21 protein-coding genes are annotated in these 22,535 nt (G+C 73.9%); 10 read left to right on the top strand and 11 right to left on the bottom strand.

The features are described from left to right. Positions 1–24: 24 nt before the first annotated feature. The 3 genes from PV343_RS23475 to PV343_RS23465 all read right to left on the bottom strand — a co-directional run bounded on the left by PV343_RS23475 (position 25) and on the right by PV343_RS23465 (position 2,186). Positions 25–720 carry an LPXTG cell wall anchor domain-containing protein gene (locus PV343_RS23475; RefSeq protein ID WP_319148921.1) on the bottom strand — a complete coding sequence of 232 codons (696 nt, stop codon included), beginning with the start codon at positions 718–720 and terminating at the stop codon, positions 25–27. A gap of 214 nt (positions 721–934) precedes the next feature. Then, complete coding sequence (locus PV343_RS23470) at positions 935–1,504, bottom strand: ATP-binding protein (protein ID WP_319148920.1); 570 nt, start codon at positions 1,502–1,504, stop codon at positions 935–937. A 304-nt stretch (positions 1,505–1,808) separates the two neighbouring features. Further along, positions 1,809–2,186, bottom strand: coding sequence for an STAS domain-containing protein (locus tag PV343_RS23465; RefSeq protein ID WP_020940471.1), 378 nt, complete (start codon positions 2,184–2,186; stop codon positions 1,809–1,811). A 246-nt stretch (positions 2,187–2,432) separates the two neighbouring features. On the opposite strand from PV343_RS23465, the gene PV343_RS23460 reads away from it, so the two are divergent. Together PV343_RS23460 and PV343_RS23455 are read left to right on the top strand one after the other, a co-directional pair. Next, positions 2,433–3,335 (top strand): RNA polymerase sigma factor SigF, encoded by a 903-nt coding sequence (locus PV343_RS23460; protein WP_319148919.1) that lies wholly within the window; start codon positions 2,433–2,435, stop codon positions 3,333–3,335. A 310-nt stretch (positions 3,336–3,645) separates the two neighbouring features. Next, positions 3,646–5,187 carry an RICIN domain-containing protein gene (locus PV343_RS23455; protein WP_319148918.1) on the top strand — a complete coding sequence of 514 codons (1,542 nt, stop codon included), beginning with the start codon at positions 3,646–3,648 and terminating at the stop codon, positions 5,185–5,187. A gap of 26 nt (positions 5,188–5,213) precedes the next feature. Here the strand turns inward: PV343_RS23455 and hutI are convergent, their stop codons facing one another. The 4 genes from hutI to hutU are packed head-to-tail and all read right to left on the bottom strand — an operon-like array spanning position 5,214 to position 10,640. Beyond that, complete coding sequence (gene hutI / locus PV343_RS23450) at positions 5,214–6,389, bottom strand: imidazolonepropionase (protein ID WP_319148917.1); 1,176 nt, start codon at positions 6,387–6,389, stop codon at positions 5,214–5,216. Between the two features lie 38 nt (positions 6,390–6,427). After that, positions 6,428–7,765 (bottom strand): formimidoylglutamate deiminase, encoded by a 1,338-nt coding sequence (locus PV343_RS23445; RefSeq protein ID WP_319148916.1) that lies wholly within the window; start codon positions 7,763–7,765, stop codon positions 6,428–6,430. Then, positions 7,762–8,979, bottom strand: coding sequence for an allantoate amidohydrolase (locus tag PV343_RS23440; protein ID WP_319148915.1), 1,218 nt, complete (start codon positions 8,977–8,979; stop codon positions 7,762–7,764). The genes PV343_RS23445 and PV343_RS23440 overlap by 4 nt, the downstream gene beginning before the upstream one ends. Continuing rightward, positions 8,976–10,640: a urocanate hydratase gene (hutU, locus tag PV343_RS23435; protein WP_319148914.1), complete on the bottom strand. Its 1,665-nt coding sequence runs from the start codon at positions 10,638–10,640 to the stop codon at positions 8,976–8,978. The genes PV343_RS23440 and hutU overlap by 4 nt, the downstream gene beginning before the upstream one ends. A 138-nt stretch (positions 10,641–10,778) precedes the next feature. Here hutU and PV343_RS23430 point away from each other — a divergent pair, with 138 nt between their 5' ends. From PV343_RS23430 to PV343_RS23410, 5 genes are all read left to right on the top strand, one after another. Further along, positions 10,779–12,164, top strand: a complete 1,386-nt coding sequence (locus PV343_RS23430) for a diaminopimelate decarboxylase (protein WP_319148913.1) — start codon at positions 10,779–10,781, stop codon at positions 12,162–12,164. Positions 12,165–12,343: 179 nt separating this feature from the next. Further along, a complete protein-coding gene (locus PV343_RS23425) occupies positions 12,344–12,733 on the top strand; it encodes a hypothetical protein (protein ID WP_319148912.1) in 390 nt (129 codons plus the stop codon). Further along, complete coding sequence (locus PV343_RS23420) at positions 12,730–13,548, top strand: transcriptional regulator (protein WP_319148911.1); 819 nt, start codon at positions 12,730–12,732, stop codon at positions 13,546–13,548. Before PV343_RS23425 ends, PV343_RS23420 begins: the two co-directional genes overlap by 4 nt. 31 nt (positions 13,549–13,579) lie before the next feature. Continuing rightward, the gene (locus PV343_RS23415) at positions 13,580–14,074 is read left to right on the top strand and encodes a roadblock/LC7 domain-containing protein (protein ID WP_319148910.1); all 495 of its coding nucleotides are present in this window, start codon (positions 13,580–13,582) and stop codon (positions 14,072–14,074) included. A gap of 10 nt (positions 14,075–14,084) precedes the next feature. Continuing rightward, positions 14,085–14,456, top strand: a complete 372-nt coding sequence (locus PV343_RS23410) for a hypothetical protein (RefSeq protein ID WP_020940481.1) — start codon at positions 14,085–14,087, stop codon at positions 14,454–14,456. 30 nt (positions 14,457–14,486) lie between these two features. Here the strand turns inward: PV343_RS23410 and PV343_RS23405 are convergent, their stop codons facing one another. The 3 genes from PV343_RS23405 to PV343_RS23395 all read right to left on the bottom strand — a co-directional run bounded on the left by PV343_RS23405 (position 14,487) and on the right by PV343_RS23395 (position 17,591). Next, positions 14,487–15,041 (bottom strand): hypothetical protein, encoded by a 555-nt coding sequence (locus PV343_RS23405; protein ID WP_319148963.1) that lies wholly within the window; start codon positions 15,039–15,041, stop codon positions 14,487–14,489. A gap of 172 nt (positions 15,042–15,213) precedes the next feature. After that, on the bottom strand, positions 15,214–16,086 hold the full coding sequence (locus tag PV343_RS23400) for a MurR/RpiR family transcriptional regulator (protein ID WP_319148909.1): 873 nt from the start codon (positions 16,084–16,086) through the stop codon (positions 15,214–15,216). Beyond that, positions 16,083–17,591 (bottom strand): aromatic amino acid ammonia-lyase, encoded by a 1,509-nt coding sequence (locus PV343_RS23395; RefSeq protein WP_319148908.1) that lies wholly within the window; start codon positions 17,589–17,591, stop codon positions 16,083–16,085. The genes PV343_RS23400 and PV343_RS23395 overlap by 4 nt, the downstream gene beginning before the upstream one ends. Positions 17,592–17,791: 200 nt before the next feature. On the opposite strand from PV343_RS23395, the gene PV343_RS23390 reads away from it, so the two are divergent. Continuing rightward, positions 17,792–18,217, top strand: a complete 426-nt coding sequence (locus tag PV343_RS23390) for an integral membrane protein (protein ID WP_020940485.1) — start codon at positions 17,792–17,794, stop codon at positions 18,215–18,217. A gap of 341 nt (positions 18,218–18,558) precedes the next feature. On the opposite strand, the gene PV343_RS23385 is transcribed toward PV343_RS23390, so the two are convergent. Next, the gene (locus PV343_RS23385) at positions 18,559–19,950 is read right to left on the bottom strand and encodes a cystathionine beta-synthase (RefSeq protein ID WP_020940486.1); all 1,392 of its coding nucleotides are present in this window, start codon (positions 19,948–19,950) and stop codon (positions 18,559–18,561) included. Positions 19,951–20,113: 163 nt separating this feature from the next. On the opposite strand from PV343_RS23385, the gene PV343_RS23380 reads away from it, so the two are divergent. Further along, the gene (locus PV343_RS23380) at positions 20,114–21,133 is read left to right on the top strand and encodes an SGNH/GDSL hydrolase family protein (RefSeq protein WP_319148907.1); all 1,020 of its coding nucleotides are present in this window, start codon (positions 20,114–20,116) and stop codon (positions 21,131–21,133) included. Between the two features lie 169 nt (positions 21,134–21,302). Then, a complete protein-coding gene (locus PV343_RS23375) occupies positions 21,303–22,523 on the top strand; it encodes an acetyl-CoA C-acetyltransferase (protein WP_319148906.1) in 1,221 nt (406 codons plus the stop codon). Positions 22,524–22,535 lie beyond the last annotated feature (12 nt).

The following is a 22,535-nucleotide window of genomic DNA, read 5'->3' as shown; positions in this document are numbered from 1 at the left end:
GGCTCCACGGTCGTGGACTGCGGTTCAGCGGCGTACGGCCGGGTTCCGCCGGGTCAGCCACAGCGCGCCGGCGGCGCCCGCGAGCAGGACCGTGCCACCGAGGGTGCCGAGGGCGACGGCGGAGTCCGCGGGGCCGGTCTGCGGGAGCCCGCCGGCGGAGCCGCCCGACGAGGAGGACGACGAAGATGACGACGACGCGCCGGATCCGCCCGCCGCCGTCACGTCCAGGGTCAGGGACGGTCCCGGGTTGTTGCTGGGGTTGCAGGTGGTCGTCGTGCCCAGCGCCTTGATGGTGAGCGTGGCCGCCGTGAAGGTGACCTTGCCGGTCTTCCGCGGTGTGTAGCTGCCGCTCAGGTCGCTGATCTTGATGGGGGTGTCGGCGGGGATCGCGGCGGCGTTGGCGGGCCCGGTGACCGCCAGGGTGCCGCTGTCGGCGCCGCCGAGCCGGATGGTGGCGCTCGGGTTCATGGCGCCCTTGCCCAGCTCGACCGGGCTGGAGGAGACGCCCTTCTGCCAGGACATGGTGATCCGGTAGCCGCTGCCGCTGCGGACGCCCTTGATGTCGATGGGCGAGACGGCGCTCTTGGCGCCGATCGGCGTCTTGCACCGGTAGTCGACGTTCACGACGTCGGCACGGGCCGCCGGTGCGGTGAGCAGCAGCACCGGGCCGGCCAGGGCCGCCGCGGACACGAGCGCGGCGGTTCGTTTCGGGTACGACACGGTCGGCCACCCCATTCATCCACGGCGAGGTACCTGACGGCACATCAGATTCGGCCGTCAAGGTACGCCGGGGGTCGTGAGGAAGGAAGACGCGTCACACGCCGGAGTTGTGTCGATCCGGCGTGCGTGAAGGGTGATTCGGGTGGAGACGGGGGCCCCGGTGGGGGCTCCCGTGGCGCGGCCGCCGGTCCAGGCCGGACCGGCGGCGTCCCGGTCAGGCCGGGGCGCCCAGCTCCGCCCACACGGTCTTGCCCGAACGGCCCGTCGTGCGGACGACTCCCCAGTCGAGGCACAGTCGCTGCACGATGAACATGCCGTGGCCGCCGGGGCGGCCGGCGCGGTGCGGGGTGCGGGGTGCCGGCTGGCCGCTGCCGCGGTCGGACACCTCCACCCGGATCACCTTGTTGTCACGGGCGAGGAAGAGCTCGTCCGGGCCCTCGGCGTGCAGGCAGGCGTTGGTGACCAGCTCGGACACGACGAGCAGCACGTCCTCGGCGGCGGCCCGCAGGTCCGCGGAGGCGGCGGGCAGCCATCCCCAGGCGTACAGCGCCTGGCGGGTGAAGTCGCGGGCGAGCGGGACGACCCCGCTCTCGCCGTCCAGCCGTAGTCTGCGGGTCTGCCGCCCGGGGGGACCCTGCGCACCCTCGGACGCCACGGACGGCTCGGACGGCTCGGCCGTCCCCGCGGACGCGCCGATCACCGGCGCACCCCCCTCGGACGCCCCGGAAGCGCCGCTCGGCTCCGGGCCGCGGTCGCCCGGCGAGTAAGGCCGGGTGGTGCTCATCAGCGCTTCACCTCACCGATTCACCAGTTCACAATTCAAAAGTCCGGCGCCTTCCGGCACCGTACGGTCCATTCGCCGTCCACCCGTGGTCCGCACGCGGTTCCTCCGTCGTCCCTCCGTGGTCGTCCCTCGGCACTTACGTCGCATCCGGGCCGTCCTCCGGTTCCCGGTGCGGCCGGTCGCGCCGCGGAGCGCCGGGGTTCAGGAAGTCTCCTGCCCGACGGATCCGGCGAAACACCCCCGCATGGGACGTGACTCGTGCGACGCGCGGGATTCACCTCGCGGGGACGGCCGGGTGGCGAGGTCAGTCGGCCTCGGCGGCCAGGGCCGCCTCCACGGAGTCGTGGACGGTGAAGACCGCCTCCGCTCCGGTGATCTCGAACACGCGGGCGACCACGGGGAGCATTCCCGCCAGGTGGACTCCCCCGCCGGCGGCCTCCGCCTTGAGCCGGGCCCCGAGCAGGACGTTCAGCCCCGTGGAGTCGCAGAACTCCAGGCGTGAGCAATCCACCACGAGCCGTGCGAAACCCTTGTCGAGGAGGTCGTCGAGCGGCTCGCGCAGAAGATCGGCGGTGTGGTGATCGAGCTCACCCGCCGGTGTCACTACGGCGCTGGAGCCCTCTTCCCGCACCTCCACCAGAAGCCGGCCCGACTGTGCACTGCCGACCGTCCCGTGGTCCATGCCGTCTCTCTCCCGAGGTCGTGGCTGCTGATGCCCTCGAACATTACGCCTTCCTTCCGCACTCCGACACCCGAACAACCTCACACAATCGGACATACCATTACAGAACGTACTTGCGATCGGCTCGGGGAAGCAGGTAGGGCTAGTAGGGACACCCGCCCCTACACGCCGGCTTCGGAGGCGCCGCACACCGCAGTGCACCTTTTGGCTTCGGCAGCCATAAGCCGAGAACGATGGAGGACACCCATGTCACCCCGGCTCGACGCATCGCATACCCCGATCGCGACGTCGACACCCCCACCGGACCAACTGGATCCCATCGATCCGATCGACGCCCTCGACCCGCTCGAGGGTCTCCCGGAGATCCCCCCCTTCGACGAGGTCGGCCCGGTCGACGCGCGGGCCCTGTCCAAGACCCTGTTCGAGCGACTGGAGTCGCTGGAGGAAGGGACGCACGAGTACTCGTACGTCCGCAACACGCTCGTCGAGCTGAACCTCGCACTCGTCAAGTTCGCCGCCTCACGCTTCCGCTCCCGCAGCGAGCCGATGGAGGACATCGTCCAGGTCGGCACCATCGGTCTGATCAAGGCGATCGACCGCTTCGAGCTCGCTCGCGGTGTGGAGTTCCCCACTTTCGCCATGCCGACCATCATCGGCGAGATCAAGCGCTTCTTCCGTGACACCTCGTGGTCCGTGCGCGTACCGCGCCGGCTCCAGGAGCTGCGGCTCGACCTGGCCAAGGCCGGGGACGAACTGGCCCAGCAGCTGGACCGCGCCCCCACCGTCGCGGAACTCGCCGCACGGCTCGGCATCTCCAACGAGCAGGTCGTCGAGGGCATGGCCGCCTCGAACGCCTACACCGCCTCCTCGCTGGACGCCCAGCCCGAGGAGGACGACTCCGAGGGCGCGCTGGCGGACCGCATCGGCTACGAGGACCACGGGCTCGAGGGCATCGAGTACGTCGAGTCCCTGAAGCCCCTGATCGCCGAGCTCCCGACCCGCGACCGCAAGATCCTGTCGCTGCGCTTCGTGGCGGGCCTGACCCAGTCCGAGATCGGCGAGGAACTCGGCATCTCGCAGATGCACGTGTCCCGGCTGCTGTCGCGGACGCTGGTGCGGCTGCGCAAGGGGCTGACCCTGGAGGAGTGAGGGGGCGGTCCTCCTCCGCACGCGGCGCGTGAGGCGGCTCGGCGAAGGCGCCGGGCCGCTTCGGCGTGTGCGGGCCGGACTACCCCGGGTGGCCGGTACCCACGCGCCCCAACGCCATGCGCCCGGTCCCCTGTCCGGCGGGCGGGTGACCGGAAACGCTGTCCGCGGCGGGAAACCGCTGTCATGGACCCGCGAACGGACCCGTCACGCGGTTACCACGGGAAACCTCTTTCCCGAACCGGCCCCCTGCATCACGATGGGCCCCCGTACCGGCTGGTACGGCAGTGGTTCCGGTGACGGAGGGGGCGGCATGGACCAGGGCGGCGACGGGGCCGACGCGGGAGACGGACTCGCCCAGGCCCCGGACACGCGGCTGACGGAACTGCTGCGCGCCCCGACCCCGGTGGCGTACCCGGCACTCCAGGAACTGCGCCGCAGGCACCACCCGGCGGTCCTCGCCCACGCCCGGCTGCTGACCGCGAGCGAGTCCGCCGCGCGCCGGCTGACGGCCGAGACCTTCACCACGGCGGCCCGCGAAACGGCCCGCGGCACCGAGCCGACCGTGCCGCTGCGCCACCACCTGTTGCTCCTGGCGGCCCGGCTCGCGGCCGGCTGGGCCCGCGACGAGCGCTCCGCGGGCGTGCGGCCCGGGCTGCTGCTGGTCATCGACTCCGCCGGCCTGCCCGACGGACCGACCCCCGCACTGCTCCCGGCGTTCCAGACGCTGCCCTCCCGCGCCCAGGGCCTGCTCTGGTACGGCGTGCTCGAACAGGAGCCCGTGGAGCGCACCGCCGCCTACCTGGGGCTGGGCCCGGCGGACGTCGCGCACGGCGCACCGCAGGCGCTCAAGGCCCTGGCCCAGGCGTGCCTGCGGCTGCGCCTGGCCGCCTCCGACGACCCGCGCTGCGCCGACTTCCGCCGTCTGATCGAGGAGGCGGTACGGCAGGACGGCCCCCGCCCCAGCCCCGACCTGGACGCCCACAGGGCCCGCTGCCCGTACTGCACGGCCGCATACGAGGACCTGACGGCGCTGCGGGACAGGCCGCGGCAGACACTGGCGGAGGGTCTGCTGCCCTGGGACGGGGCCTCGTACCTGCACCGGTCCGAGCCGGTCCCGGCGCCACAGGCGCCCCCGCCGACGACGCACTGGCCGGCCCAGCGCCGCTACCTGCTGGCCTCGGCGGCCCTGGGCGTGGCCCTGGTGCCGCTGCTGGTGTTCCTGCTGTCCACGCCGGACGGGCCCGACCGGCAGCCGGTGGCGGCCACGCCGACGCCCCCGCCGGTCACGGTGACGGCCACGGTCTCCGTCCCGCCGTCCCGCTCCGCCTCGCCCTCCCCGACCCCGTCCCGGAGCAGCGCCTCGCCCTCGCCGAGCAGGACCACGCACCGGCCGGCCACGTCCCCGGCGCCCCGGCCGACCCCGAGCCCCACCCCCACGTTCTCCGCCCCGGGCAGCCGCTACGCCGAGGTGGTGAACCTGGCCACGGGCCGCTGCCTGGACATCCGGGACGGCGACCTCTACGAGGGCAACGACGTCGTCACGGCGCCCTGCGACTCCACCCCGAGCCAGCGCTGGCGCGTCGACGCCGGCCTGGGCGTGCTGCGCTCGGCCGCCGACTCCGACTTCTGCCTGGACAGCCGCGGCTCGACCGACCGGGGCGTGGGCATCTGGGACTGCGACTCGGTCTACGGCCGCAACGGCCGGAACCTCCGCTTCACCGTCGACCCCGACGGCACGATCCGCCCGGCGATCGCCATCGAGACGGCGGTCACCCCGGACGGCGGTGACGGCCTGGAGCTGGACCCGCTGGACGGGAGCACGGCACAGCGCTGGCGGGCCGGGGCCGCCTGACCGGCAGGCACCCCCGGCCCGGCCGGTCACACGACCCGCTCGCCGGCGCGCCAGACCCCGGCGACCAGCGGTACGCCCGGCCGGTACGCCAGGTGGACGTGGCTCGGGGCGTCCAGCAGGGTCAGGTCGGCGCGGGCGCCCGGGGTGAGGCGGCCGACGTCGGTACGGCGCAGCGCCGCGGCGCCGCCGGCCGTGGCGGACCAGACCGCCTCGTCGGGGGTCATGCCCATGTCCCGGACGGCCAGGGCGATGCAGAAGGGCACCGACGAGGTGAAGGACGATCCCGGGTTGCAGTCGGTGGACAGGGCGACCGTCACGCCCGCGTCCAGCAGGCGGCGGGCGTCCGGCCACTGGGCGCGCGTGGAGAACTCGGCGCCGGGCAGCAGGGTGGCCACCGTGGCGCCCTGCGCGAGCGCGTCGACGTCCGCGTCCGTGAGGTGGGTGCAGTGGTCGGCGCTCGCGGCGTCCAGTTCGACGGCCAGCTGCACGCCGGGGCCGTAGGAGAGCTGGTTGGCGTGGATGCGGGGGTGCAGGCCCTTCGCCTTGCCGGCGGTGAGGATCGCGCGGGCCTGGTCGCCGTCGAAGGCGCCCTTCTCGCAGAAGACGTCGATCCAGCGGGCGTGCGGCGCGCAGGCGTCCAGCATCTCGCCGGTGACCAGGGCGACGTAGGCGGCCGGGTCGTCGGCGAGGTCGGGGGAGACGATGTGGGCGCCGAGGTAGGTCACCTCGTCGGTGTGGCGGGCCGCGATGCGCAGGGCGCGGGACTCGTCCTCGACGGTGAGCCCGTAGCCCGACTTGGTCTCGAAGGTGGTGGTGCCCTGGCGGAGCGCCTCCGCCAGGTACCGGGTGAGGTTCTCCTCCAGTTCCGCGTCGGTGGCGGCGCGGGTGGCCGCCACCGTGGTGCGGATGCCGCCGGCGCTGTAGGAACGGCCGGACATGCGGGCGTTGAACTCCTGCGTGCGGTCGCCCGCGAAGACCAGGTGGGAGTGGGAGTCCACGAAGCCGGGCAGCACCGCCCGGCCGGCCGCGTCCACCTGGTTGTCGGTGGCGGGTGCTTTGCCGGATTCACCGGTCCAGACGACCCGGTCGCCGTCGATGACGACGGCCGCGTCCTGGATCAGGCCCAGGGGCGATCCGTCACCGAGCGAGGGGTCGTTGGTGACCAGCGTGGCGATGTTGGTGATGACGGTGCTGCTGCTCATGGTGTCCTCAAGGGTGGCCGGATGGGGGTCGGCGGGGGTCAGCCCCGCAGGGCCTCGACGGCGGCCGCCAGGGCCGACGGCACGTCCGGTACGAGCGTGTGGACCCCGTCCCGTACGACGTGGCGGCCGCCCACGACGGTGTGCCGGACGTCCGCCGCGGTCGCCGCGAACACGGCTGTCTCGGCGCCCAGTCGGGGCAGCGGGCCCGCCGTCCTGACGGAGTCCAGGGCGATCGTCGTGAAGTCGGCGAGCGCCCCCGCCGTCAGCTCACCGGCGTCCTGCCAGCCGAGCGCCGCGTGTCCGTCGGCGGAGGCCGCGCGCAGCAGGGCGGCGGCGGTCCAGTGGCCGCGGGTGCGGGTGCGCAGCCGCTCGTTCAGCTCCATGGCGCGCGCCTCTTCGAGCAGGTCGACGACGGCGTGGCTGTCGGAGCCGAGGGAGAGCGGGGAGCCCGCCCGCTGGAGGGCGACGGCCGGGCCGATGCCGTCCGCCAGGTCGCGCTCGGTGGTCGGGCACATGCAGGTGCCGGTGCGGGAGCCGCCGAGCAGTGCGATGTCCTCGTCGGTGAGGTGGGTGTTGTGCACGCCGGTGGTGCGCGGGCCGAGGACGCCGTGGTCGGCGAGCAGCCGGGTGGGCGTGCGGCCGTGCGCGGCGTGGCAGGCGTCGTTCTCGGCGGTCTGCTCCGACAGGTGGACATGCAGCGGGGCGTGGCGCTGTGCGGCCCACTCGGCGACGGTGGCGAGCTGCCCCGCGGGCACGGCCCGTACGGAGTGGATCGCCGCCCCGATCCGCGCGTGGTCGCGCTCCTTCAGGAGGGCGGCGCGTTCGGCCCAGGCGTCCGCGGTGCCGTCGGAGAAGCGCCGCTGGTGGGTGTTGGGCGGCTCGCCGAAGCCGGCGGAGAGGTAGGCCGTGTCCAGCAGGGTGATGCGGATGCCGGCCTCGGCGGCGGCCGCGATCAGAGCCTCGCCCATCGCGTTGGGGTCGGCGTACGGGGTGCCGCCGGGCGCGTGGTGCACGTAGTGGAACTCGCCGACGCAGGTGATGCCGGCCAGTGCCATCTCGGCGTACACCGCGCGGGCGAGCGCGTGGTAGGTCTCCGGGGTCAGGTGGTCGGCGACGGAGTACATCACCTCGCGCCAGGTCCAGAAGGTGCCGCTGCCCACCTGGACCGTGCCGCGCAGCGCCCGGTGGAAGGCGTGCGAGTGGGCGTTCGCCAGGCCGGGCAGGGTCAGCCCGCGCAGGATCTCGGCGCCGGGCGGCGGGGCGGGCACGCCGGCGCGGACGGCGGCGAGGCGGCCGTCCGCGACCTCCAGCACGACCCCAGGCTCGACGTTCGTGCCGAGCCAGGCGTGCTCCGACCAGTAGGTCCGTGTCGTCACCGGCAGGCCAGTCCTTCCAGTACGTCGGCGAGCGCGTCCACCCCGGCCAGGCAGTCGTCCTCGGCCGCGGATTCGGCCGGGGAGTGCGAGACACCCGTGGGGTTGCGCACGAACAGCATGGCGGTCGGCACGCGTCCGGAGAGGATTCCGGCGTCGTGTCCGGCGCCGGTGCCGAGGACGGGCACCTTCAGACCGGTGTCCTTGCCGAGGATGCGGCCGAGTTCGTCGCGCAGCGCGTGGTCGAACTCGACCACCGGGGTGAAGGACTCCCGGACGACGTCCAGGTCGGCGCCCTGGGCGGCGGCGTACTCGCGGGCGGCCTTCTCCACGGCGGTGACGACCGTGTCCAGGGTCTCCTGGTCGGCGGCGCGGGAGTCGAGCCAGCCGCGCACCAGGGACGGGATGGCGTTGACGCCGTTCGGCTCGACGGAGATCTTGCCGAAGGTGGCGACGGCACCGGCGAGTTCGGCCTCCCGGCGGGCGGCGAGCACGGTCTCGGCGTACGACAGCATGGGGTCGCGCCGGTCGACGAGCCGGGTGGTGCCCGCGTGGTTGGCCTCGCCCCGGAAGTCGAACCGCCAGCGGCCGTGCGGCCAGATGGCGCTGGCGACGCCGACCCGGTCGCCGGACAGGTCCAGCGCGCGGCCCTGTTCGACGTGCAGTTCGACGAAGGCGCCGATGCGGGCCAGCCGCTCCGGGTCGGCCCCGATGGCGTCGGGGTCGTAGCCGGCGGCCTCCATGGCGCGCGGCAGGGTGACGCCCTCGCCGTCGGTGAGCCGGTGGGCCTGTTCGACGGTCAGTTCCCCGGCGGTCAGCCGGGAGCCGACGCAGGCGAGACCGAACCGGGCGCCCTCCTCGTCACCGAAGTTGACGATGGCCAGGGGCTTGGTGAACCCGGCTCCCCTGGACCGCAGTTCGTCCAGGGCGGCGAAGGAGGAGACGACGCCGAGGGGCCCGTCGAAGGCGCCGCCGTCGGGCACCGAGTCCAGGTGCGAGCCGGTGACGACGGCGTCCCCGGCGGCCGGGTCGCCCAGCCAGGCCCACTGGTTGCCGTTGCGGTCGACCTCGTAGGTCAGCCCGCGCGTCTCGGCCTGCTCGCGGAACCAGGCCCGGCAGTCGGCGTCGGCACCGGTCCAGGCGAAGCGGCGGTAGCCGCCGGAGGCGGAGCTGCGGCCGACCGGCAGCAGCTCCGCCCACATGCTGTGGAAGCTCACGCCTCGTCACCCTCGCGCATCGGCACCCGCACCCCGCGCTCCTGCGCGACCGAGTCGGCGATGTCGTAGCCGGCGTCCACGTGCCGGATGACGCCCATGCCGGGGTCGTTGGTGAGCACCCGGCGGATCTTCTCGCCGCCGAGCTTGGTGCCGTCGGCCACCGTGACCTGGCCGGCGTGGATGGAGCGGCCCATGCCGACGCCGCCGCCGTGGTGGATGGAGACCCAGGACGCGCCGGAGGCCACGTTGACCATGGCGTTGAGCAGCGGCCAGTCGGCGATCGCGTCGGAGCCGTCGAGCATGGCCTCGGTCTCGCGGTACGGGGAGGCGACGGAGCCGCAGTCGAGGTGGTCGCGGCCGATGGCCAGCGGGGCCGCCAGCTCGCCCGAGGCCACCATGTCGTTGAAGCGCTCGCCGGCCTTGTCGCGCTCGCCGTAGCCCAGCCAGCAGATACGGGCGGGCAGGCCCTGGAAGTGGACGCGCTCCCCGGCCATCTTGATCCAGCGGGCCAGGGACTCGTTCTCGGGGAACAGCTCCAGGAGCGCCTTGTCGGTCTTGGCGATGTCGGCCGCGTCGCCGGACAGGGCGGCCCAGCGGAAGGGACCCTTGCCCTCGCAGAAGAGGGGCCGGATGTACGCGGGGACGAAGCCGGGGAAGGCGAAGGCGCGGTCGTAACCGGCCAGCTGGGCCTCGCCGCGGATGGAGTTGCCGTAGTCGAAGACCTCGGCGCCGGCGTCCATGAAGCCGACCATGGCCTCGACGTGCTTCGCCATGGACTCGCGGGCGCGGGTGGTGAAGCCGGCCGGGTCCTTGGCGGCCGCGTCGGCCATGTCCTCGAAGGCGACGCCGACCGGCAGGTAGGCCAGCGGGTCGTGGGCGGAGGTCTGGTCGGTGACGATGTCGATCGGCGCGTTCATCGCGAGCAGCTGCGGGACCAGCTCGGCGGCGTTGCCGAGGACGCCGATGGACAGCGGCCTGCGCTGGTCGCGGGCCTCGGTGGCGAGCTGGAGCGCGTGGTCGAGCGAGTCGGCCTTCACGTCCAGGTAGCGGTGCTCGATGCGGCGCTCGATGGCGCGCGGGTCGCAGTCGATGCAGAGGGCGACGCCGTCGTTCATGGTGACGGCGAGCGGCTGGGCGCCGCCCATGCCGCCGAGGCCGGCGGTGAGGGTGATGGTCCCGGCGAGGGTGCCGCCGAACTTCTTCGCGGCGACGGCGGCGAAGGTCTCGTAGGTGCCCTGGAGGATGCCCTGGGTGCCGATGTAGATCCAGGAGCCGGCGGTCATCTGGCCGTACATGGTCAGGCCGAGGGCCTCCAGGCGGCGGAACTCCTCCCAGTTGGCCCAGTCGCCGACCAGGTTGGAGTTGGCGATGAGGACGCGCGGGGCCCACTCGTGGGTCTGCATCACGCCGACCGGGCGGCCGGACTGGACCAGCATGGTCTCGTCCTGCTTGAGGGTCCGCAGCGTGCGCACCATCGCGTCGAAGGAACGCCAGTCACGGGCGGCCTTGCCGGTGCCGCCGTAGACGACGAGCTTGTCGGGGTGCTCGGCGACCTCGGGGTCGAGGTTGTTCTGGAGCATCCGCAGGGCGGCTTCCTGCTGCCATCCCAGGGTGCTCAGTTCCGTGCCGCGCGGTGCTCGTACGGGGCGGGGTCCCGACATCGTCTGCCTCCTGATGTTGCTGCGTCTATTCACATCCTGAACTCCTGAATAGAACTAGTCAATACGTCGGGACGGCCGCGTCCGCGCGCGCGGGGTGTTTGGCTGGAAGTACCCGGCGGCCGACAGGAGGGAGAGGCCGTGCGGCACGACACACGCGCCGGCACCGACGCCGAGGCCCGGGAGCGGGCCGCCCGGCGGGACCGTGCGGTGCGCGGCGCGGTGGAGCGGGGCCTGATCGGTCCCGGCTCGCCCGTGGTGGGCCTGCTGGACGTCACGGGCATCCGGGAGGCGGCCGCGGGCCTGCGGGCGGCGTTCGAGGCGGTCGTGGCGCCGGGCACGCCGGTGCTGCACGCCTTCGCGGTGAAGGCGACCCCGCTCGTGCCAGTGCTGCGGCTGCTGCACGAGGAGGGCGTCGGGGCGGAGGTGGCCAGCCCGGGCGAGCTGGCCCTGGCGGGGGCCGCGGGGGTGCCGGCGGACCGGACGGTGCTCGACTCGCCCGCCAAGACACCGGCCGAACTGCGCGAGGCCCTGGCCCTGGGCATCGCCGTCAACGCCGACAACCCGCAGGAGCTGGACCGGCTCGACGGGCTGGTCCGGTCGGCGGCCACCCGGTCCCCGCTGGGCGTCCGGGTCAACCCGCAGGTGGGCGCGGGCACCATCGGGGCGACCTCGACGGCGACCCGGACCTCGAAGTTCGGCGTGGCGCTGCGGGACGAGGGGGCCCGGGAGTGGCTGGTGCGGGCGTACGCGGCCCGGCCGTGGCTGACCCGGCTGCACGCGCACACCGGCTCGCAGGGCGTCCCGCTGCCGCTGATGGCACGGGGCGTGGCCGAGACGTACGCCCTCGCGGAGGAGATCAACACGCGGATCGGGCGGCCCCAGATCGACACGCTCGACATCGGCGGCGGACTGCCGGTCGACTTCGCCGCGGAGCGCACGGCACCGACCCACGCGGCGTACGCGCGGCTGCTGGCGCGCGAGGTGCCGGGGCTGCTCGACGGGCGGTACGGGCTGGTGACCGAGTTCGGGCGGTCGCTGCTGGCCGAGCAGGGCACTCTGGTGGCGCGGGTGGAGTACGCCAAGAGCGCGGGCGGGCGGCGGATCGCGGTGACGCACGCGGGTGTGCAGGTGGCCGCGCGGACCGTGTACGTGCCGGACGCCTGGCCGTTGCGGATCGCCGCGTACGACGCCGAGGGGCGGCCCAAGCGGGGGCCCGGGGTGGTGCAGGACGTGGCGGGTCCGGCCTGCTTCTCGGGCGATCTGCTGGCCGAGGGGCGCACGCTGCCCGCGCTGGAGCCGGGCGACCTGGTGGCGGCCCTGGACACGGGCGCGTACGGGTTCGCCCAGCACTACGCCTACAACTCCCTTGCGCGGCCCGGCATTTACGGCTTCGCGCCGGACGGCTCGGGCGGCGTGGCCTTCGCGACGGTGCGCGAGCCGCAGACCCCGGCGGAGATCGTGGCCGAATCCGGAGGGGCGCACGCCTCCGCGCTCACCACCTTGCGCGCCTCCGCGAGCCGTTGACCCGCTCCGGCCGCTTCTCGAACAAATGGTTTAACCGCCTGAAAACAGTCCTCAGTCGGCCAACACTAGTACGCCCGGCGCACGTTCCACTGGAAAATGCCAAAGCACTCACCCCTCTCGCACACGTTGCGTAGTGTCTCTGTCACTCAACCGGAGTCACAGGCGGGAGGGGAGCCACGGTGCCCGGAATCGACGAGTGCCTACTGGAAGCCATGCGGCTGCCCGGGGCCCGGGGGGCCGCGCTGGTGGACTGGACGAGCGGACTGGCCCTAGGCACGGTCGGGGAAGCCCCCGGCGGTGACCACGAGACCACCGCGGCCGAGGCCGCCGAACTGGCCCGACTGGCCGCGGAGCACGGCGCCTTCGCGGCCGGGGGCGCGCCGGACGGGCGCCCGCCCGTGGAGGACGTGATCGTCAGCAACCACGACAGCTACCACCTGCTGCGGTTCGTCGACACGTCCTTCGACAGCAGCGTCTTCCTCCACCTGTGGCTCGGCCGCGAGGAGGGCAACCTCGCCCTCGCCCGCATACGGCTCGGCGACATGGCGTCCCGGCTGGTGCTGGGATGACCATGGTCGGAACGCCCCCGCCGCTGCCGGTGCGGGACAGAACCACCGCGCAGGAGCGGACGGCCGGCGCGCTGTCGCCGATGCTCCGGCGGCTCGCCGAGGAGCAGGCCACCGGAGTCCTGGTCCGCGAGCACGGCACCCTGCACCTCGCCGAGGGCCGGGTGGTGCACGCCGAGAGCCCGCACGCCCCCGGCCTCGACGTGCTCCTCACGGCCCACGGCACGCTGGCGGGCGCCGCCTGGCAGCAGGCCGCAGGGCAGACCGGCGACGCCCGGGAGGCGGCCCGCAGGCTGCTGGCCGCCGGGCTGCTGCCCGAGGGCGCCCTGGAGCTGTGCCACCTGGACGCGCTGTACGACGCGGGGTACTTCGCGCTGACCCCGAGCAGCACCCCGGGCCGGTTCCGCTACGACAGCGGCCCCCGCCTCGGACCGCTGCCCTCGGTGCCGGTCGTCGCGCTGGAGCGCGAGACGCTGCGTCGGCGGCTGCTGCTGCACCGGCTGTGGCCAGACCCGGCGGCCGACGACGCCCCGCTGGTCCGCACCGCCCCGGCCGCCTCGGCGCCGGTCACGCCCCGCCAGCGGGCCGTGATGGATCTGGTGGACGGCGTGCGCACGGCTCCGCGGATCGCCCGCGAGCTGGGCCGGCAGGCGTTCCACACGCTGGTGGACGTGCGCCGGCTCGCGGCGGCCGGGCTCGTCCGGCCGGCGGTCGCGGTCCCGGCGCCGCCACCGGGTCCGCCCGCTCCCCCACTGACGGTCACCGACCCCGACATCGCGCTGCTGAAGAGGCTCAGGGATGCGCTGGAGGCGCTTTGAACGGCACCGCCCCGCCGAAGGGAGAGAACTGATGGTGCCCGAGGAGGACCTGGCCGCCGTCCGCGACGAACTGCACCGGCTGCGCACCAGGGTCCCGCAGCTCACCGGCGCCCTCGCGGCCGGCGTCGACGGTCTCGTCGTCGCCCACGACACCCCCGGGCTCGACCCGGAGGGCCTGGCGGCGCTCACCGCGGCCTCGCTGGGCGTGGCCGTACGGGTCGCCGACGCCACCGGCAACGGCGACTTCCGGGAGCTGCTGGTGCGCGGCGCGCAGGGCTACGTCGCCACGTACGCGGCCGGCCGCACCGCCGTGCTGACGCTGCTCACCAAGGACCGGGTCAACGTCGGCCGGCTGCACCTGGAGGGCCGCCGGGCCGGCGCCCGCATCGGGGAGCTGCTCGACGCCGCCGAGGCCGCGGCCGCGGCCGCCCGGCCCGTCGCCCGGCCCGCACCCCCACCACGTAACCGAACGACGCGCGTGCCACACACCACGGCCACCGAAGCGCGCACTGCAACCGACAGCTGAGAGGACCACCATGGCCAACACCGAGACCGCACTGAAGGAAGCCCTGACCACCATCGAGGGCGCGACCGGCGTCGCGCTCGTGGACTACACCAGCGGCATGGCGCTGGGCACGATGGGCGGCAGCAAGAGCTTCGACCTGAACGTGGCCGCCGCCGGCAACACGGACGTGATCCGCGCCAAGATGCGCACGATGGAGCACCTGGGCCTGAAGGCGGAGATCGACGACATCCTGATCACGCTGTCGGACCAGTACCACCTGATCCGCCTGCTCAAGGGCCGCGGCGGCAACGGCCTGTTCCTCTACCTGGTGCTGGACTCCCGGGCCAACCTGGCGATGGCCCGGCACCAGCTGAAGAAGATCGAGGAGGAGCTGGAGGTCTGAGGCGGTCCCCGGGCGGCTCCGGCCCCCGGGTCAGACCAGTTCGGCGGTTCGGCGGCGGGCCCCACCCGGGGCCGCGTCGCCTGCCGCGATGCCCGTACCGCGCAGGCCCTTCACGGCCTTGCCCGCGGGGCTCCCGCCCCGCGCGTCCAGCCAGTCCACGCGCACCCACAGCAGCGCGTCCCCGGCCCGCTCCCGGCGGCCGAGCCAGGCGGCCTTCAGCCGCAGCCCGGTGCCGGCACCGGCCAGCAGCATGCCACCGGCGGCGGGCACCGCGAGGGAACTGCCGAGGGCGGCGGCGAAGGCCAGCAGCAGCCACCAGCGGTGTCCGCGACGCCAGACGCGCACGGTCACCGCCCGGTCCTGCAGGACGTCGTACCGGCCCGCGCGGACCGCCCCGCGGGCCAGGGCGGTGTACCGCCCGCGCCGCACCAGCGCCACCACGGCCGCCGTCACGAGGAACAGCGCGGCCCCCGCGAGGACCCCGATCCGGCGCCCGGTCCACCCGGGTACCAGGACCCCGATCCCGGCGGCGAACACCCCGAACCAGCACAGGGGCGCGGCCCCGGCCCGTACGACGACGGCCACCCGGGCCAGCCCCCGTCCTCCGCGTCCTCCGCGTTCCTCGCGTCCTTCGCGTCCGTCACGTCCGCGTTCCGCGCGCGCCACGTCGGCCTCCCGTGTCACGTGTCCACCCAGCTCCTGGGACTGGGCACGAGGCTAGCGGCGGAACGTGAGACGAGTCTGAGAACGCGTCGGGTCACTCCACGAACAGCCCCCGGGCGGCGGCGTGCGCGTCGAAGTCCTCCAACCGGGCCTGCGCGTCGGGCAGATCGTCGCACAGGGCCTCCAGCAGCACCCGTCCGAGCAGCATCGGCGCGCACGCGGTGTCGAAGGCGAGCCCGGTGCCGACGGCGGCGGGCAGCAACAGGTCGGAGTGGCGGGCGACCGGCGCGAACGCGGAGTCGGCGACCGTGACCACGGTCAGGCCCGCCTCCCGGGCGTAGGCCAGGGTGTCGACGACCTCGCGCGGGTGCCGGGGCAGGGCGAAGCACAGCAGGGCCGTGGCGCCCGCCCGGACGGCCGCGTCGATGCGGTCGTGGATCATCGTGCCGCCCTCGTTGAGCAGCCGGACGTCGGGGTGGACCTTGGCGGCGAAGTACGCGAAGCCGTACGCCTGGGAGGCGGCGGCGCGCAGGCCGAGCACGGGCAGCGGTCGGGAGGCGGCGAGGATCCGGCCGGCCTTCTGCACCGGGCGCGGGTCGGCGAGCAGCTCCGCGAGGTGCCTGAGGTTCTCGATCTCGGCCTCGACGGCCTGCTGGTACTCGTTGTACGAGCCCGCCTCGGCGGCCGGTTCTGCGGGCACCACCTCGCGCAGGTGCTTGCGCAGGGCGGGGTAGCCGTCGAAGCCGAGGGCGACCGCGAACCGGGTCACCGAGGGCTGGCTGACCCCGGCCAGCTCGGCCAGCTCCACGCTCGACAGGAACGGCACGTCGGCGGCCCGCCGCACCATGCTGTGCGCGATGCGGCGCTGGGTCGGTGTGAGCCGGTGCCCCTCGAAGAGGGCCTGCAGCCGGGTGGCCGGACTGTCCGTCGTGCCCGGCGCGGCGGCCGGGCTCCTGTCCACGCTCATGACGTGCTCCCCCTCCAGATGTCGGTGAACCGGTCGAGCAGTACGGACGCCGTGGTCACGTCGTCCGTGAGCGGCCGGTCGGCCGGGTCGTCGTCGAGGGCCGCGTCGGCGAGCGCGAACGCCCGCCCGGCCCCGAGCCCGGGATCGGGCCGCAGGCCGCGCAGGCGCAGGGCCCGGACGGCGGCCACGAGTTCGCAGCCGACCACCAGACGGTACGCACCGCACGCGCGCAGGGTCTGCCGCGCGGCGAGCGAGGCGAAGCTCGCCTGTTCCTCGACGCCCCGGGAGAGTACAGCGTGCCCGAGCGAGGCGGGGGCGGAGACGGCCCGCAGATCGCCGAGGGCGGCCGCGGCCGCGTACTCCAGGATCATCACGCCCGAGGCGGCCGGCTCGTGGTCGGCGAGGAACGGGCGCAGCCGGGTGTAGGCGGGCTCGTTCAGGGTGGACAGGCGGGACGTGGAGAGCCGGGCCACCTGGGTCACGGCGAGCCTGAAGTGGTCCAGGGCGAGCGCCAGTTGGGCCTGGTAGAAGCCGCCGTGGTGGTAGGCGGCCAGGTCCTCGACGGCGATGAGCGGGTTCTCGGCCGCAGCGTTGACCTCGATGTCCAGGACCTGTTCGAGGGCGTCCGCCGCGTCGAGCGCGGGACCGTGGATCTGGGGCAGGCAGCGGAAGCCGTAGGGGTCCTGGATCCGGCCCAGCGGCGGGGCCGGGCGGTCCGCCGCGCCGATCAGCTCCCGCATCCGGCGGGCCGCCTCGCTGCTCCCGCGGTGCGGGCGGGCGGCGTGCACGGGCGCCGCGTACGCCTCGTGGGAGCCGTCGACGGCGAACAGGGACAGCGCGGCGACGACCTGGGTGGCGCCGATCAGCCCGCGCAGTTCGTGCAGGGCGAGCGCGGACTGGCCGAGGACGAGGGCGTTGCTGCTGATCAGGGCGAGGGCGTCGTTGTTGTCGAGGGACTGGGGCGCGGGCGCGCCGGTGCCGCGCCAGGGGTGCTCGCCGGCGAGCGCCAGCCCCACCTGGGCGAGCGCCGCGATGTCCCCGGTGCCGACGGAGCCGAACTCGTTGACGACCGGGTGGGCGCCGTTCGCCAGCGCCTCGCAGAGCGCGCCGACCACGCCGGGCCGCAGTCCCGCGCCGCCGGCCAGCAACTGGTTGGCGCGTATGGCGAGCATCGCGCGTACCTGACGGGCGGGCAGCTCCGCGCCGATGGCGCCCGCGTGACTGCGCAGCAGGCGCAGGCCGTGGCCGGCGGCGGCCTCGGTGGGCACGTCCACGTTCCGGTTCGCGCCCACGCCGGTGGAACGGCCGTAGACCCGGCCGGTGGCCGCGATCCGCCGGGCGGCGTGCCAGGACGCCTCGACCCGTCGCAGCGCGTCGGCCCGCGGGATTGGGCGGACGGCGCCGTCGGCGAGGCGTACGACGTCCTCGACGCCGAGTCCGGCGCCGTCGAGGACCACCGTCGCGGTCCGCGCGGACTCCGGCGCGTCCACGGTGCGAGACGACATCAGGCCCAGACTCCCTCGATTATTCAGTCATCTAGAACTCTGCATGACCCTATGCAGTGAGGCAAGGGACGTCTCATGATCCGGCGCGTGACGCGGCGCGTGATCCGGCGGGTGCTGCGGCGACACCCCCGGGTGCCCTGAGGGGAACAGGGGGGTTGTCCCCAGTGCGGCGGGCGGGGCCGCTCCCTAGGGTGGAGCGCATGAGCGCACTGGACCCCCGGGACGTCGACCTCAAGAAGGATCTGGACGCCACCGTACGGGCACGCAGGGAACTGGGCGAGGAGTACGACTCCGCGCTCGTCGACTCCTTCCTGGAGAAGGTCGAGCAGCGCATCGACGACACCGTGGAGCGGCGGGTGCGCCGGCACCTGGCCGAGCAGCGGATGGTGGACGTGCGCGGCGCCCGGCGGCCGAAGGGGGCCGAGAACTGGGCCGAGCGGTTCGGCTTCGCCGTCATCACGCTGGTCCTGGCGATCCCGCTGTCCGCGATCGGCGGGGCGCTCGCGGGGATGTCCGGGATGGTGGCCGCCTGGGTCGGCATCGTCGGTGTCAACGCGGCCCAGGCCGTACGGCTCAACCCGGAGATCGTGTCCGGGCGCCGCGGCCGGTCCGCCCACGACGACTGAGCGGCCCCGACGGACCGGGCGGACCGCCCGGGGCAGGGGTGTGCGCGGGGACCGCCGCACCCCCGTCACCGGGGGGCGGGACGACGGCGGTCCCCGCGGGGGACGCGGGCCGGGTCAGGGCCGGGCATCACGCGTCCGTGGCGTCCATGGAAGTCCGGGAGCCGCTCCGGAGGCCCTTGACGCCGTTCGGCGCCGGCCGGGGCGGGGAGCCACCCCCGTGCTTAACGCCTGGGAGGTACACCCCCCACCGCCCTGCCGACGTCAACTACTGTGCCGGACCCGTGTTAAGCCGGTGCTGCGCGCACGTGACACCCGCGTACCGCTTCCGCACCGCGGGTTCGCTACTTGTTCCCGCCCTTGGCCAGGAAGGCCAGCAGGTCCTGCCGGCTGACCACGCCGGTCGGCTTGCCCTCGACCAGCACGATCGCCGCGTCGGCCGAGCCCAGCACCTGCATCAGGTCGCCGACCGGCTCGCCGGAGCCGACCTGCGGCAGCGGCGCGGACATGTGCTTCTCCAGCGGGTCCTCCAGCGAGGCGCGCTTGCTGAACAGGGCGTCCAGCAGCTCCCGTTCCACGACCGACCCGACGACCTCGGCGGCCATCACGTCCGGGTGACCGGCGCCCGGCTTGACGACCGGCATCTGCGAGACGCCGTACTCGCGCAGCACCTCGATGGCCTGACCGACCGTCTCCTCCGGGTGCATGTGGACGAGGGACGGGATGCTGCCGTGCGCCTTGTCCTCCAGCACGTCGGCGACGCGGGCGGAGGGGCCCTCGTCCTCGAGGAAGCCGTAGTCGGCCATCCACTCGTCGTTGAAGATCTTGCTGAGGTAGCCGCGGCCGCTGTCCGGCAGCAGGACCACGACGACGTCGTCCGGGCCGAGCCGCTCGGCGACGCGCAGCGCGCCCACCACGGCCATGCCGCAGGAGCCGCCCACCAGCAGGCCCTCCTCCTTGGCCAGGCGGCGGGTCATCTGGAAGGAGTCCTTGTCGGAGACCGGGACGATCTCGTCGGCGACGGTCCGGTCGTAGGCGCTCGGCCAGAAGTCCTCGCCCACGCCCTCCACGAGGTACGGGCGCCCGGAGCCGCCGGAGTACACCGAGCCCTCGGGGTCGGCGCCGATGACCTTGACCTTGCCGTCGCTGACGTCCTTCAGGTAGCGGCCGGTGCCGGAGATGGTGCCACCGGTGCCGACGCCCGCGACGAAGTGGGTGATCTTCCCCTCCGTCTGCTCCCACAGCTCGGGGCCGGTCGAGTGGTAGTGCGAGAGCGGGTTGTTGGGGTTGGAGTACTGGTCGGGCTTCCAGGCGCCGGGGGTCTCCCGCACCAGCCGGTCGGAGACGTTGTAGTACGAGTCCGGGTGCTCGGGCGCGACGGCGGTCGGGCACACGACCACCTCGGCGCCGTAGGCGCGCAGCACGTTGATCTTGTCGGTGCTCACCTTGTCAGGGCACACGAAGATGCACTTGTAGCCCTTCTGCTGGGCCACGATGGCCAGGCCCACACCGGTGTTGCCGCTGGTCGGCTCGACGATGGTGCCGCCCGGCTTCAGCTCCCCGCTCTGCTCGGCGGCCTCGATCATGCGCAGGGCGATGCGGTCCTTGACGGAGCCGCCCGGGTTGAAGTACTCGACCTTGGCCAGGACGGTGGCCTGGATGCCCTTGGTCACGCTGTTGAGCCTCAGCAGCGGGGTGTTGCCGACGAGGCTGATCATCGAGTCGTGGAATCGCACCGTTGTCTCCGGTCGCTTGCAAAAAAACAGTGGTCGTAGTTGGTGTCGCCAGCCTAAGGCCCCCGGGTGAAGCCGGGCGGGCGTTCACTCCCCGTTGAGATTGGCGCACGGTCCGTACGGGGCAAGGAGTGGATGTACGGCTACGAGGAGGTGGCGGCGACGTATGACGAGCATGTCGAGGGCGAGGGTGGCCCGGCGGATCGCGGCCGGAGCGGCGTACGGCGGCGGTGGGGCCGGACTGGTCGGGGCGGCCGCGGTGGGCCTGCTGCTGGCGGAGGTGCGGCTGGCCCGGCGCCATGTGGGGAACGGCAGCGGCGGCCGGGTGCCGACGGCGCAGGGCGTGTACGGGCACGCGTACGACGTGCCCGGTGAACCGCCGCTCAGGCTGGCCATGCTGGGGGACTCCACGGCGGCCGGGCAGGGCGTGCACCGGGCGGGCCAGACACCGGGGGCGCTGCTGGCCTCCGGTCTCGCGGCGGTGGCGGAACGCCCGGTGGAACTGCGGAACGTGGCCCTTCCCGGGGCCCAGTCGGACGATCTGGACCGTCAAGTGGCGCTGGTCCTCTCGTCCCCCGACCCGCTCCCGGACATCTGCGTGATCATGATCGGCGCGAACGACGTCACGCACCGGATGCCGCCCACGCGTTCGGTGCGGCATCTGTCGGCGGCGGTACGGCGGCTGCGCACGGCGGGCGCGGAGGTGGTCGTCGGCACCTGCCCCGACCTGGGCACCATCGAGCCGGTCCAGCAGCCGCTGCGGTGGCTGGCCCGCCGGGCCTCGCGGCAGCTCGCGGCGGCCCAGACGATCGGGGTGGTCGAGCAGGGCGGTCGCACGGTGTCGCTGGGCGACCTGCTCGGGCCGGAGTTCGAGGCGAACCCGCGGGAGCTGTTCGGGCCGGACAACTACCACCCCTCCGCCGAGGGGTACGCCACGGCGGCGATGGCGGTGCTGCCGACGGTGTGCGCGGCGCTGGGGCTGTGGCCGGCGGAGGAGGAGCGGCCGGACGCGTCCCGCCGCGAGGGCTTCCTGCCCGTCGCCCGCGCCGCCGCCGAGGCGGCGTCGGAGGCGGGTACCGAGGTCACGGCGGCGATGCCCACCGGGCCCCGGGGGCCATGGGCGCTGCTCAAGCGCAGGCGGCGGCGCCGGGTGCCGGAGGCCGAGCCCGCCCGCCCGTCGCTGTGACCCTCGCCGTGCCCGCGGGCGGGGCGCGGCCCGCCGTCCCCCGAAGCGTCTCCAAGCAAGCGCTTAGTAAATTGCGGTCAGTGTCACACCGCAACACCGGTGACCCGGGCCATACGTACGGGTAACTTCCGAACCGGCCCTGCCCGAAATCCCGTCCTCTGGAGCCGTGATGCCCGAAGCCGTGATCGTCTCGACCGCCCGCTCCCCGATCGGCCGCGCCTTCAAGGGCTCCCTGAAGGACCTGCGCCCGGACGACCTGACCGCCACGATCATCCAGGCGGCGCTGGCGAAGGTCCCCGAGCTCGACCCGCGGGACATCGACGACCTGATGCTCGGCTGCGGCCTGCCGGGCGGCGAGCAGGGCAACAACCTCGGCCGGATCGTCGCCGTGCAGATGGGCATGGACCACCTGCCGGGCTGCACGATCACCCGGTACTGCTCCTCCTCGCTGCAGACCAGCCGCATGGCCCTGCACGCCATCAAGGCCGGCGAGGGCGACGTCTTCATCTCGGCCGGTGTCGAGATGGTCTCCCGGTTCGTCAAGGGCAACTCCGACAGCCTGCCCGACACGCACAACCCCTTCTTCGCCGAGGCCGAGGCGCGCACCGCCGCCGTCGCCGAGCAGGAGGGCACGACCTGGCACGACCCGCGCGAGGACGGCCTGGTCCCGGACGCCTACATCTCGATGGGCCAGACCGCGGAGAACCTGGCCCGCTGGAAGGGCGTCACCCGTCAGGACATGGACGAGTTCGGCGTCCGCTCGCAGAACCTCGCCGAGCAGGCCATCAAGAACGGCTTCTGGGAGCGCGAGATCACCCCGGTGACCCTCCCGGACGGCACGGTCGTCAGCAAGGACGACGGCCCGCGCGCCGGCGTCACCCTGGAGGGCGTCCAGGGCCTCAAGCCGGTCTTCCGCCCCGACGGCCTGGTCACCGCCGGCAACTGCTGCCCGCTCAACGACGGCGCCGCCGCCGTCGTCGTCATGAGCGACACCAAGGCCCGCGAGCTGGGCCTGACCCCGCTCGCCCGGATCGTCTCCACCGGCGTCTCCGGCCTCTCCCCCGAGATCATGGGCCTCGGCCCGGTCGAGGCTTCGCAGCAGGCGCTGCGCCGCGCCGGCCTCACCGTCGGCGACATCGACCTGGTCGAGATCAACGAGGCGTTCGCCGCCCAGGTGATCCCCTCCTACCGGGACCTCGGCTTCGACCTCGACAAGGTGAACGTCAACGGCGGCGCCATCGCCGTCGGCCACCCCTTCGGCATGACCGGCGCCCGCATCACCGGCACCCTGATCAACTCGCTCCAGTTCCACGACAAGCAGTTCGGCCTGGAGACGATGTGCGTCGGCGGCGGCCAGGGCATGGCGATGGTCATCGAGCGCCTCAGCTGATCCACCGCTTCC

The sequence above is a fragment of the Streptomyces sp. WI03-4A genome, from assembly GCF_033792105.1.
Taxonomy (GTDB): domain Bacteria; phylum Actinomycetota; class Actinomycetes; order Streptomycetales; family Streptomycetaceae; genus Streptomyces; species Streptomyces collinus_A.
This window is presented reverse-complemented; position numbering and strand designations above follow the sequence as displayed.

Bases quoted from the DNA above. Each gene is read 5' to 3' on its own strand.
- PV343_RS23465 (WP_020940471.1), bottom strand. From the start codon at position 2,186: ATGGACCACGGGACGGTCGGCAGTGCACAGTCGGGCCGGCTTCTGGTG.
- PV343_RS23470 (WP_319148920.1), bottom strand. From the start codon at position 1,504: ATGAGCACCACCCGGCCTTACTCGCCGGGCGACCGCGGCCCGGAGCCG.
- PV343_RS23400 (WP_319148909.1), bottom strand. From the start codon at position 16,086: ATGAGCGTGGACAGGAGCCCGGCCGCCGCGCCGGGCACGACGGACAGT.
- hutI (WP_319148917.1), bottom strand. From the start codon at position 6,389: ATGAGCAGCAGCACCGTCATCACCAACATCGCCACGCTGGTCACCAAC.
- PV343_RS23420 (WP_319148911.1), top strand. From the start codon at position 12,730: ATGACCATGGTCGGAACGCCCCCGCCGCTGCCGGTGCGGGACAGAACC.
- PV343_RS23410 (WP_020940481.1), top strand. From the start codon at position 14,085: ATGGCCAACACCGAGACCGCACTGAAGGAAGCCCTGACCACCATCGAG.
- PV343_RS23415 (WP_319148910.1), top strand. From the start codon at position 13,580: ATGGTGCCCGAGGAGGACCTGGCCGCCGTCCGCGACGAACTGCACCGG.
- hutU (WP_319148914.1), bottom strand. From the start codon at position 10,640: ATGTCGGGACCCCGCCCCGTACGAGCACCGCGCGGCACGGAACTGAGC.
- PV343_RS23390 (WP_020940485.1), top strand. From the start codon at position 17,792: ATGAGCGCACTGGACCCCCGGGACGTCGACCTCAAGAAGGATCTGGAC.
- PV343_RS23455 (WP_319148918.1), top strand. From the start codon at position 3,646: ATGGACCAGGGCGGCGACGGGGCCGACGCGGGAGACGGACTCGCCCAG.
- PV343_RS23395 (WP_319148908.1), bottom strand. From the start codon at position 17,591: ATGTCGTCTCGCACCGTGGACGCGCCGGAGTCCGCGCGGACCGCGACG.
- PV343_RS23460 (WP_319148919.1), top strand. From the start codon at position 2,433: ATGTCACCCCGGCTCGACGCATCGCATACCCCGATCGCGACGTCGACA.
- PV343_RS23375 (WP_319148906.1), top strand. From the start codon at position 21,303: ATGCCCGAAGCCGTGATCGTCTCGACCGCCCGCTCCCCGATCGGCCGC.
- PV343_RS23380 (WP_319148907.1), top strand. From the start codon at position 20,114: ATGACGAGCATGTCGAGGGCGAGGGTGGCCCGGCGGATCGCGGCCGGA.